The 11,172-nt window shown below is 63.3% G+C and carries 12 protein-coding genes; 7 read left to right on the top strand and 5 right to left on the bottom strand.

Going from position 1 to position 11,172, the window contains the following annotated elements; genetic code table 11:
• Positions 1–105: 105 nt before the first annotated feature.
• Entirely contained in the window at positions 106–1,002 is an 897-nt protein-coding gene (gene prpB, locus AAHK20_RS16165; RefSeq protein ID WP_449182477.1) for a methylisocitrate lyase, read from the bottom strand.
• Positions 1,003–1,406: 404 nt separating this feature from the next.
• Between prpB and AAHK20_RS16160 the strand changes: the two genes are divergently transcribed.
• Positions 1,407–1,712 (top strand): hypothetical protein, encoded by a 306-nt coding sequence (locus tag AAHK20_RS16160; RefSeq protein WP_449182476.1) that lies wholly within the window; start codon positions 1,407–1,409, stop codon positions 1,710–1,712.
• Between the two features lie 141 nt (positions 1,713–1,853).
• Here AAHK20_RS16160 and AAHK20_RS16155 read toward each other — a convergent pair whose 3' ends face one another.
• Both AAHK20_RS16155 and AAHK20_RS16150 read right to left on the bottom strand, forming a co-directional pair.
• A complete protein-coding gene (locus AAHK20_RS16155) occupies positions 1,854–2,510 on the bottom strand; it encodes a peroxiredoxin (protein ID WP_449182475.1) in 657 nt (218 codons plus the stop codon).
• A 201-nt stretch (positions 2,511–2,711) separates the two neighbouring features.
• The gene (locus tag AAHK20_RS16150) at positions 2,712–3,458 is read right to left on the bottom strand and encodes a UTRA domain-containing protein (protein WP_449182474.1); all 747 of its coding nucleotides are present in this window, start codon (positions 3,456–3,458) and stop codon (positions 2,712–2,714) included.
• A 405-nt stretch (positions 3,459–3,863) separates the two neighbouring features.
• Between AAHK20_RS16150 and AAHK20_RS16145 the strand changes: the two genes are divergently transcribed.
• The 5 genes from AAHK20_RS16145 to AAHK20_RS16125 are packed head-to-tail and all read left to right on the top strand — an operon-like array spanning position 3,864 to position 8,440.
• A complete protein-coding gene (locus AAHK20_RS16145) occupies positions 3,864–4,916 on the top strand; it encodes an ABC transporter substrate-binding protein (RefSeq protein WP_449182473.1) in 1,053 nt (350 codons plus the stop codon).
• Positions 4,917–4,937: 21 nt separating this feature from the next.
• Complete coding sequence (locus AAHK20_RS16140) at positions 4,938–5,747, top strand: alkaline phosphatase family protein (RefSeq protein WP_449182472.1); 810 nt, start codon at positions 4,938–4,940, stop codon at positions 5,745–5,747.
• On the top strand, positions 5,744–6,592 hold the full coding sequence (locus AAHK20_RS16135) for an ABC transporter permease (protein ID WP_449182471.1): 849 nt from the start codon (positions 5,744–5,746) through the stop codon (positions 6,590–6,592). Before AAHK20_RS16140 ends, AAHK20_RS16135 begins: the two co-directional genes overlap by 4 nt.
• Positions 6,579–7,436: an ABC transporter permease gene (locus AAHK20_RS16130; protein WP_449182470.1), complete on the top strand. Its 858-nt coding sequence runs from the start codon at positions 6,579–6,581 to the stop codon at positions 7,434–7,436. The genes AAHK20_RS16135 and AAHK20_RS16130 overlap by 14 nt, the downstream gene beginning before the upstream one ends.
• A complete protein-coding gene (locus AAHK20_RS16125) occupies positions 7,433–8,440 on the top strand; it encodes an ABC transporter ATP-binding protein (protein WP_449182469.1) in 1,008 nt (335 codons plus the stop codon). The genes AAHK20_RS16130 and AAHK20_RS16125 overlap by 4 nt, the downstream gene beginning before the upstream one ends.
• A 45-nt stretch (positions 8,441–8,485) precedes the next feature.
• Here the strand turns inward: AAHK20_RS16125 and AAHK20_RS16120 are convergent, their stop codons facing one another.
• Positions 8,486–9,223 (bottom strand): DJ-1/PfpI family protein, encoded by a 738-nt coding sequence (locus AAHK20_RS16120; RefSeq protein WP_449182468.1) that lies wholly within the window; start codon positions 9,221–9,223, stop codon positions 8,486–8,488.
• Positions 9,224–9,470: 247 nt separating this feature from the next.
• Here AAHK20_RS16120 and AAHK20_RS16115 point away from each other — a divergent pair, with 247 nt between their 5' ends.
• The gene (locus AAHK20_RS16115) at positions 9,471–10,178 is read left to right on the top strand and encodes a response regulator (protein ID WP_449182467.1); all 708 of its coding nucleotides are present in this window, start codon (positions 9,471–9,473) and stop codon (positions 10,176–10,178) included.
• A 16-nt stretch (positions 10,179–10,194) separates the two neighbouring features.
• Here AAHK20_RS16115 and AAHK20_RS16110 read toward each other — a convergent pair whose 3' ends face one another.
• A complete protein-coding gene (locus AAHK20_RS16110) occupies positions 10,195–11,109 on the bottom strand; it encodes a 2OG-Fe(II) oxygenase (RefSeq protein ID WP_449182466.1) in 915 nt (304 codons plus the stop codon).
• Positions 11,110–11,172: the final 63 nt, after the last annotated feature.

Raw genomic sequence — 11,172 nt, 5'->3', positions numbered from 1 at the left:
GTCACGCCCGAAAGCGCCACCGATTTCTTCGGCTTGAAGCCGGGCGTGCCTGCCGTGCTGTTGTCTGCTTCGCTCATGGTGTCGTCCTCCAGATTCAAAGTGGTGTCATTTCTTCGCGGCGAAGAGCGCATCGAGCTTGTCTTCGTACGCGTGATAGCCGAGATACTTGTAAAGGTCCGCGCGCGTCTGCATCGTTTCGACGGCGGCCTTTTGGGTGCCGTCGCGCTTGACGGTCTCGTAGAAGTTGAGCGCCGCCGCGTTCATCGCGCGATACGCGCCGCAGCAGTAAAGCGCGATGTCGACGTTCGCGCTCTTCAACTCGTCGGTCGTGAAGAACGGCGTCGAGCCGAATTCCGTCAGGTTCGCGAGGATCGGCACCTTGACCGCGGCCTTGAAGCGGCGGTAGTCGTCGAGGGTTGCCATCGCTTCGGGGAAGATCATGTCCGCGCCTGCTTCGACATAGGCGACCGCGCGTTCGATCGCTGCGTCGAGACCTTCGACCGCCGCCGCATCGGTGCGCGCCATGATGACGAATTGATCGTCGGTGCGCGCATCGACGGCCGCTTTCACGCGATCGACCATCTCCTCCATCGGGACGACTTCCTTGCCGGGCCGATGGCCGCAGCGCTTCTGCCCGACCTGGTCTTCGAGATGCACGGCGGCGACGCCCGCCTTGATGAACGAGCGGATCGTGCGCGCGATGTTGAACGCGCCGCCCCAGCCGGTATCGATGTCGACCAGCAGCGGCAGGGTGCAGGCGTCGGTGATCCGGCGCGCGTCGATCAGCACGTCTTCCATCGCGCTGATGCCGAGATCGGGCACGCCGAGCGAGTTCGCGGCGACGCCGCCGCCGGACAGATAGACGGCCTTGAAGCCCGTGGCCTCGGCCATTTTCGCGGCGTAAGCGGTGATCGCGCCGACGACTTGAAGCGGCGCTTCGGCGGCCACGGCGGCGCGGAAGCGCGCGCCTGGGGAGTTGCTGAAAGGTTGGGCTGGAGTCATGGCTGAATGGTCGAGCGTGTCGATCGAATAGGGGCGAAGCGGAGCGTAATGTGTCGAAACGGGCCTCGAAACAACGAGGGCAAAGTGGCCGGGGGTATCGTGCCAAGCCGCCGTGCCAAGCCGTTTGCGGCTTGTGCACGCTCGTTCGTAACTAAGCGGTTCGGCCTAAGGTTATGCGCGCGCAGCACGCGGCTCAATGTCAAAAACGGTCATTCTGCGTGACGCTATTTGCCACAAGTTGAGCGGGGGAGTCTGTCTTTGCTAGTCGCCTTCAATGCGAATTGCAAGCCATTGACGGACTTTTATGACCAATTGCGCTCACGAGGGGAATAGGCTTACCCTGTTCTTACGCATACGAATTAGCGCTACACTCGGCATGAACGAGCGGATTGCTGGAGGAAATCATGGCTGATATCGACCCAGGCCGTACCTTTCGCGGGCTTCCCTTGACGCCCGAGCAGGATGCTGAAGTGAGGCACTACATAAAAGTCCGCAAGCAGCAGGGCAAGAAGTGGGACACGCCGGAGTTGAAAGCCATGCTGCGCGACATGCTGCAGCCGCCGGACGAGGATGACGAGGGGGGCGGCTACGACGATACGAGATCGTTGGCAGAGCGCGCCGAGTTCTTCGTCGACGAGTCGATGGACCCGATCGAGGCCGCCGAAGAACGGAACGCGGCGTTCGAATCGGAGATCATGAAGCGGTTTTAACGCTGATATCGCGGATGGTCGATGCTTAGCATCGCTTAGCGATAGGGCGAAAAAGGCGGGCGGTGGCGCTGCAATCTTCGCTGCCGCGCCACCGCCCGGATTTGATTCAACAATCCACTGTCAGATACGCTGCCCGATGGCTTACTTGGGCTGCGCCACCACTCGCAGATACGGCTTGAGCGTCTTGAAGCCTTGCGGGAATTTCTTCTTCGCATCCTCATCCGAAACGGACGTCGGAATGATGACGTCGTCGCCGGGGCGCCAGTTCACGGGCGTCGCCACCCCATGCTTGGCGTTGAGCTGCAGCGCATCGAGCAGACGCAGCACTTCGTCGAAATTGCGGCCCGCGCTCATCGGATAGACGAACATCGCCTTCACTTTCTTGTCCGGCCCGATCAGGAACACCGAGCGAATGGTGGCGTTGTCGGCTGCCGTGCGCGGGGCGGCGCCGCTCGCGTTCGGGTGGATCATGTCGTAAAGCTTCGCGACGATCAGATCCGGGTCGCCGATCATCGGATAGTTGACCGCATGCCCCTGCGTCTCCTCGATATCGCCCACCCATTTCTCATGATCGCTGACCGGATCGATGGAGAGGCCGATGATCTTCGTATTGCGCTTTTCGAATTCCGGCTTCAACCCGGCCATGTAGCCCAGCTCGGTCGTGCAAACAGGGGTGAAGTCTTTCGGATGTGAGAAGAGGATGGCCCAGCTGTCGCCGATCCATTCGTGAAACTTGATCTGTCCTTCAGTCGTTTCAGCGGTGAAATCGGGCGCTTCTTCTCCGATACGGATAGTCATACTCAGTCTCCTAGGCGTGCGCTGCGAGTGGGAAGCCGCGCGAAACGCTTGCGATGTCGATGTTTTCGCACGGTGAGGGGGGAATTGCGACTTCGATTATAGACACCGGGCGTGACCGCTTGGTTTAGGAACGCACACAATAGTGAATCGCCTAGGTCCGCTTGCGCGCCTGGCGATTCTCCAGACCTGAACACGAAGGCGCTAGATGTCGGTCCGATCGGGTACGTCGACGCACACGCGGATCGCGTCGTGACGCCAGTACTCGAGGTCGCAGTCGATCAGCCGCCCGTGCTGGTCGCAGTTCACGCGCGTGATGTGCAGCGCCGGCGTGCCTTCGGCGACCTTCAGCGGCGCGGCCGCCTGTCGGTGCAGCACCGATGGCACCATGGCGAACTGCACGCGCCCGTAACGGATGCCGTATTCGCTTGCGTAGAGCCCGGTCAGCGACTGGCGCAAGTCGAAATCGAGTATCCCCGGGAAGTACGCGGGATTCAGATAGTGCTCGACGTACAGCACGGCGCGCGCATCGATCGAGCGCGCACGGCGGATTTGGATGACGCTGGAGAGCGCCGGCAGGGTGAGCATCTCGCAGATCGCCGCGCTCGCTGGAATCAGCTCGGCGGCCAGCACTTCCGTGCCGGGCTCGCGTCCCTGTTCCCGAACCATCGCCTCGAAGTGCGTGCGCTTGAGCGGGTCGTACAGAATGCGCGGCGGCGCGACGAACCAGCCGCGCTGCTTCTCGCGATAGATGAGGCCCTGCGCCTCGAGCTGGCCGAGCGCCTCGCGCAACGTGATGCGGGTGGTCGTAAACAGTTCGCTCAGCTTGCGCTCGGCGGGCAGGCGGCTGCCGGGCGGCAGCAGGCTACGGTCGATCTGCTCTGTCAGCGCGCGGCAGATGCGCGCCGCGGTTCCTGGCGTGTCGACTTGAATTGAATCTCTAATTGGCATAGTCCAGCCCGTTGGCGGGCACAATTTTCATTTTCTTGTGCGATTCTTGCTCCGTCGCTTAATTCGCACCGTACCTGTGAAAGATGGCTGAACTGTGACAGTGCACCATCTTTTCATCGGCTCTACCGCGCTGCGGTATGCTGCGCTTGCTTCTCCGATGGTGGCCGACCAGCCGAATCCGCCGGGTGCGCCTAGCTCGGAAAGTATGGACGAACAGTCTAGCGCTGACACAGAAATTTCATCGAGCGGAATTAGACTGCGCGAAATCTTGCTGATCTAGACCACATTATTTTGTCTCGCCTAAACTGGCGCCCGGGGTGCGCCGCGCCGGTGTGTGCGAGGGCGAAGGCGGCCCAGCAAGTTCGTCGACGTTCGTAATAACCAACCATTAACGAGGAGCATCGAATGAAACACCTGCTGGCGTCCCTTCTGGGCACCGTCATCGCGCTGAGCGCCGCGAGCGCGTTCGCCGCCGATCTCAACGCGCTGGAATCTTCCGCCAAGTCGGAAGGCCAGGTCAACAGCGTCGGCATGCCCGACACCTGGGCGAACTGGAAGGGCACCTGGGGCGACCTGTCGAGCAAGTTCGGCATCAAGCACGCCGACACCGACATGAGTTCGGCGCAGGAAATCGCCAAGTTCGTCGCGGAGAAGGGCAATGCGACGGCCGATATCGGCGACGTCGGCGCGTCGTTCGGCCCGGTTGCGGTGCAGCAGGGCGTGGCTCAGCCGTACAAGCCGAGCACTTGGGACCAGGTCCCGGCCTGGGCAAAGGACAAGGACGGCAACTGGGCGCTGGCCTACACCGGCAGCATCGCCTTCATCATCAACAAGCAGACGGTGCAGGACGAGCCGAAGAGCTGGGCGGATCTGCTCAAAGGCAAGTACAAGGTGTCGATCGGCGACGTGAGCACTGCCGCGCAAGCGGTCAACGGCGTGCTGGCAGCGGCGTACGCGAACGGCGGCGACGAGAAGAACATCGCGCCGGCGCTCGATTTCTTCGCCAAGCTCGCGAAGCAAGGCCGCCTGTCGCTGTCGAACCCGACCATCGCGACGCTCGAAAAGGGCGAGATCGATGTCGGCGTGGTGTGGGATTTCAACGGCTTGAACTACCGCGACCAGATCGATCCGAAGCGTTTCGACGTAGTGATCCCGAGCGACGGTTCGGTGATCTCGGGCTACACGACGATCATCAACAAGTACGCGAAGCACCCGAACGCGGCGAAGTTCGCGCGTGAGTACATCTTCAGCGACGCCGGTCAGATCAACCTCGCTCGCGGCTATGCGCGTCCGATCCGCGCCGAGCATCTGACGATGCCGGCCGACGTGACGGCGAAGCTCCTGCCGAACAGCGAATACGCGCACGTGCGTCCGATCAAGGACGCCGCCGCGTGGGAAGCGACGACCAAGCGCCTGCCGCGTCTCTGGCAGGACCAAGTCATCATCAACATGCAGTAATTGAGTGGTATTAGTGCAGCCATGCGACGCGACGTCATTCTGGTAGTGCTCGACGGCCTGAACTTCCAGGTCGCCTACGATGCCCTCGGCCACTTGCAGGCGCTCGCCGCCGCGGGGCGAGGGCACCTGTATCGCCTCGAGTGCGAGTTGCCGTCGCTGTCGCGGCCGCTGTACGAATGCATCCTGACCGGCGTGCCGCCCGTGAAAAGCGGCGTCGTCCACAACGGCGTTTCGCGGCTGTCGAATCAACTGAGCGTGTTCCACTATGCGCGCGCGGCTGGCCGCACGACGGCCGCCGCTGCGTATCACTGGATCAGCGAGCTCTACAACCGCACGCCGTTCAACGCCGCGCGCGATCGCCACACGATCGCGCCCGAGCTGCCTATTCAATACGGCACGTTCTACTACGCGGATCACTACCCCGATTCGCATCTCTTCGACGACGCCGAAAGCCTGCGCGCGAAGCATCGTCCGAATTTCCTGCTCGTGCATCCGATGAATATCGACGACGCCGGGCACGCGCATGGCCTCGCTTCGCCGCACTATCGCAACGCGGCGCGCCAAGCGGGCATCTTGCTGTCGCAGTACCTTGAAGCGTGGCTCGAAGCGGGCTATCAGGTGGTCGTCACGTCGGACCACGGCATGAACGACGACCGCACGCACGGCGGCGTGCTGCCCGAGGAGCGCGAGGTGCCGCTATTCGTGTTCGGCGACGCGTTCAGCTTCGATCCGCAGGCGCGTCCGCGTCAAAGCGATTTGTGCGGCACGCTGTGCGAAGTGCTTGGCGTCGAGCACGACAAGCCGGTCTGCGAGGCGTTGCTCAAGCGATGAAGGCGGCGTCCGCGAAATCCGGCAAGTGGCTCGCGGCGCTTTGCCTGCTGCCGTTTGCAGTCGTGTTCTGCGTGTTTCAGATCGCGCCGCTCGTCTGGGTCGCCGTGCACAGCGCGCTCATCGATAGCGGCTGGAGTGCGCAGAATTATCTCGATGCGGTGTCGTCGCCGTTCTATCGGCAGGCGATCGGGCACAGCCTTGATATCTCCGCCTGGTCGAGCCTCATCGGGCTCGCCGTCGCGGTGCTCGGCAGCTATTCGCTGCGGCAGACAGGAGGACGTTTTCGCGACGTCGTGATGGCGTTTTCCAATATGACGAGCAATTTCGCGGGCGTGCCGCTCGCGTTCGCGTTCATCATCCTGCTCGGCTTCAACGGGTGCGTCACGCTGCTGCTCCGTCGGTGGGGCTGGATGCAGGATTTCAACCTGTACTCGAAGACGGGCCTAATCATCCTCTACACGTACTTTCAGATTCCGCTCGGCGTGCTGCTGCTGTATCCCGCGTTCGACGCGCTGCGTGAAGACTGGCGTGAATCCGCCTCGCTGCTCGGCGCGAGCGGCTGGCAGTTCTGGCGCCATATCGGTCTGCCGGTGCTGACGCCTGCGCTGCTCGGCACGTTCGTCATTTTGTTTGCGAATGCATTGGGTGCGTACGCAACCGTCTATGCGCTGACGACCGGCAACTACAACGTGCTGCCGATCCGCATCTCGAGCCTCGTCGCCGGCGACACGTCGCTCGATCCGAACATGGCGAGCGCGCTGGCGATGGTGCTCGTCGGCTTGATGACGATCGTCACGATCGTGCATCAATGGCTGCTGAAGAGGAGCTACCATGTCGCGCGTTGACGTTTCGGCCCCGATGGCTGTGGCCGCGCCAAAGCGGCCGCAGCATGGCGCGCATCACGCGCTGTGGCATCGCGCGGTCGTCTGCGCGCTGTTCGCGGTGCTGGCGCTGCCGCTCGTCGCGACGCTCCTGTATTCGCTCGCGACCGAATGGGGCGCGACCGTGCTGCCGAGCGGGCTCACGCTCAAGTGGTACGTCACGCTGTGGAGCGAGCCGCGCTTTCTGATGGCGTTCGCGCGCTCGCTGATCGTCTGCGGCGGGGCGCTGGTCGCCAGCGTCGTGCTCGTGCTGCCGGCGATGTTCGTGATCCACTACCGCTTTCCGCGCCTCGACGGCGTGATGAACATCCTGATCCTGCTGCCGTTCGCGGTGCCGCCGGTGGTGTCGTCGGTCGGCCTGCTGCAGCTGTACGGCGACGGGCCGCTGGCGATGGTCGGCACGCCGTGGATCCTGATCGGCTGCTACTTCACGATCGCGCTGCCGTTCATCTATCGCGCGATCGGCAACAACCTCCAGGCGATCAATCTGCCCGATCTGATGGACGCCGCGCATCTGCTCGGCGCGAGCACGGCGCAAGCCGCGTGGCTCGTCGTGTTGCCGAATCTGAAGAAAGGGCTGACAGTCGCGCTGTTTCTGTCGTTCTCGTTCCTGATCGGCGAATTCGTGTTCGCCAACCTGCTCGTCGGCACGACCTACGAAACGCTGCAGGTCTATCTGAACAACATGCGCAACGACAGCGGCCATTTCACGAGCGCGATCGTGATCTCCTATTTCGTCTTCGTGCTGCTGTCGACCTGGGCGATGACCCGGCTCGCGCGCGACAAATCCGAAGGGCAATCGTCATGAGTTTCGTCAACGTCCAAGGGCTCAACAAAGCGTACGGGCAAACGTCCGTGTTTCGCGACATCGACTTCGCGGCCGAGCGCGGCGAGCTCGTGACGCTGCTCGGCCCGAGCGGCTGCGGCAAGTCCACGCTGTTGCGCTGCATCGCCGGGCTCACGCCGGTGGACGGCGGCAGCGTTCTGATCGAAGGCAAGGACGTCGTACCGGTCGCGCCGCAAAAGCGCGGCGTGGCAATGGTGTTTCAGAGCTATGCGCTCTTTCCGAACATGACGGTGGAGCAGAACGTCGCGTTCGGGCTGCGCATGCAAAAGGTGGAAGCGGGCGAGATCGCGAAACGCGTCGCCGAGGCGATCGCGCTCGTCGAGCTGAACGGCTTCGAGGGACGCTACCCGCGGCAGTTATCGGGCGGGCAGAGCCAGCGTGTCGCGCTCGCGCGCTCGCTCGTGACGCGGCCGCGCGTGCTGCTGCTCGACGAGCCGCTGTCGGCGCTTGATGCGCGCATCCGCAAGCATCTGCGCGAGCAGATTCGGCGCATTCAGCAGGAGCTGCAGTTGACGACGATTTTCGTCACCCACGATCAGGAGGAGGCGCTGACGATCTCCGATCGGATCGTGCTGATGAACCAAGGGCAGATCGTGCAAAGCGGCTCGGCGGAAGCGCTGTACACCTCGCCCGCCAACCGCTTCGCGGCGGGCTTCATGGGCGCCTACAACGTGCTCGATGCCGCCGATGCCGGCGCGCTGTTGCAGCAGCCGTTTGCGAACCCGGTGGCGATCCGTCCTGAGTCGATCCGCCTCGTGCCTGCCGACGCGCGGCCTGTGGGGTTGACCGTTGGCGGCGAGGTCGAGGGGCACAGCCTGCTCGGCAACGTGATCCGCTATCGCGTGCGGGCGTCGGGCGTGGCGCTGTCGGTGGACGTGCTGAACCGGTCCGCGGCCGATTTGCACGCGCCGGGTACGCTGGTGCAACTCGTGTTCGATCCGGAGACGTTGCGCGAAGTCGCCTGAGCACAGCCGTGGTGACCCGGAGGAGTTCGCGCGGCCGGCGTCACCTCACTCTGGCGCCGCATCGGGACGCAAACCCAACCGCGCCGCCGCAGCCAGCGACTGACGCCGGCGCTCTTCGAGCATCGGCGCCGCCTTGCGCCGCGCGGCATCCACCAGTGCCGCATCCGCGACGCGCGGATTGCCCGTGCGAAACGGCGGCTCGGGATCGTATTCGAGCTGCAGTGTCAGACGTTCCGCCAATTCGTCGCCGCGCAGCTTGGCGACGACTTCGAGCGCGAAGTCGATCCCCGATGTGATGCCTGCGCCGGTGATCCGGTTGCGATCGACGACAACCCGGCTAGGCTGCGCCTCCACACCGAACAGGCTCAATTGATCGATCGACAGCCAGTGGCAGGTCGCTCGATAGCCTTGGAGCAGGCCCGCCGCCGCAAGCAGCAGCGATCCGGTGCACACCGACGTGACCCAGGCTGCGCCATCCGCCGCGCGGCGCAGGTAGTCGAGCAACGCGGCGTTTGCCATCTGCTCGATTTGCCCCGGCCCGCCGGGCACGAACAGCACGTCGGCGGCGCCAGCCGTCTGGAACGTGTGAGTGGGCAGGATCGCGAGGCCGGTATCGGACACGACGGGCTCAAGCATCTCGCTGACCACCGACACCTCGGCGCCCGGCACGCGCGCGAACACCTCGAACGGCGCGGTGAAATCAAGTTGCGTGAGCCGTGGAAACAGCACCATCGCGATGCGAATTGGCGCGGCGTCGGCATGGGTGGCATCGTTTTGCGGCATGGCTGCTCCAGAAGAGAATCGCGAAATGCCACTTTACCGAGAACGATGGCTTCCCAAATGCCGAGCTGGCATCATTTCCTGCCAACGGCGCCACGACACACGGCGATGCGGCATGCGCGCTGTCGTATCATCTCGAAATTAGAAATTCGCCATCGCGTCCAGTCTCACTGCGCGGCACGCTTTGAAAGCCGCCGTCCGCAGCCATCGGCCGATGGCGTCAAGCCCATCCGCATCGAACCACATTGCCATGCCACTCAGGATTTTGCTCGTCGAAGACGATAGTCGACTGTCCGCGCTCGTCGCGGGCTACTTGCGCAAGCAGGAGTTCGAGGTCGATGTCGTGCTGCATGGCGACGAAGCCGTGCCCGCGATCGTCGAGCGCCGCCCCGATCTCGTGATTCTCGACGTCAACCTGCCGGGCAAAGATGGTTTTCAGATCTGCCGCGAGGCGCGCGAACATTTCGACGGCTTCATCATCATGGTGACCGCGCGCGACGACCAGTTCGACGAGGTGCTCGGCTTCGAATTCGGCGCCGACGATTACGTGCACAAGCCCGTCGAGCCACGCGTGCTGCTTGCGCGAATCAAGGCGCTGCTGCGGCGGGCGCCGGTGCGCGCGAGCGAGGCGGCGGCCGAACCGGAAAGCTTCCGCTTCGGCAAGTTCACGATCAGCCGCGCGACGCGCACGGCGACGCTCCCCGACGGCAGCACGCCGGATCTGACGTCAGCCGAATTCGACTTGCTGTGGGCGCTGGTGCGATGCGCGGGGGAGGTGGTGACCCGCGACGACCTGATGCGTGAATTACGGGGTATCGAGTTCGACGGGCTCGACCGCACCGTCGACGGCGGCATTTCGAAGCTGCGCCGCAAATTGCGCGACGACGCCGCGAACCCTCAGCGCATCAAGACCGTGCGCGGCAAGGGCTATCAATTCAGCAAAGTGGCGTGGGAGTAGGGGATGACGTTGGGTGTCACTTGCTGCGGTACTTCCGTTCGCGCATCCACTTCGTCATGACCCACTTATCGCCGGCAATCACGGGGGCTCCTGCATGAAGGCTCAGCCGATCGAGCTGCCCGAAGCCGTTCATGTATCGAAAGTACACCGCGCTGCCTCGCTTGGCGGCCACCGAGATGCCGGCGCTCGGAAAGGTCGTCTCGCCGCCTTCCGGCACGTCGTTAAGATAGACCACGAGCGTCGATACGCGTTGACCGCCGCGTACAAGATGGACGGCGCTCCCCTTTTGTTCCGGCGCGAAGTAGTCGAAGTGCGCCCGGTATTCGCCGCCGACGTCGTAGTGCAGGACCTGGAGGCCTTCGCCGTTTTCCAAGGGCCAGTTCATCAGGCTGGCGATGCGCTTGTCGATGCGCTCGATAAATTCATCTTCGCAAGGTTTGAACCAAGTACCCTCGCTGGTCCGGGCGGGGATAATGTCGGCTTCGCCGGTTTCTTCATTGACGGTACCCGAGCGCTTGAGCTTATGGCGCGAGCGCTCGATCAGCTCGTTGCACTCGTCGTCGGAGAGAACGTCGCCGAATACGATCACCTGGGGCTTCGCGACTCGCATCAGGACTTTGACGTCGCGATCGTGAGCATGGATGACATTGCCGCTTGCGACGGGGACCTTGTCGTAGTGGTAACCGCCGGCCGGAACCTCGATCGTGGATTTGGCCGCAACTGTGCCGCCGTCGTTGGGGACTTCAACCAGAGCCTCATCTGGCGCCGCGCTGCCGTTGTGATGGCTGTCGAATGCTTTTTGGACCTCAGCATCGGCCGTGTCGGCGTCGAATCCGCTTTTGATCATGGCGTCGACCATCGATTGCACCGTGCAACCGCGGCCGACATTCGTATTGACCCACTCACGCCAGGCGGCGTCCATTGACAACATCCGTTCCTCACCTATGTCGATCGCACGGACTCCTGTCTTTTTGAGATGATGGGATGCGCGCGA

The organism is Trinickia camelliae, assembly GCF_053525655.1.
The sequence above is the reverse complement of the archived record's forward strand: the minus strand, read 5'-3'. Positions and strand labels throughout refer to the sequence as shown.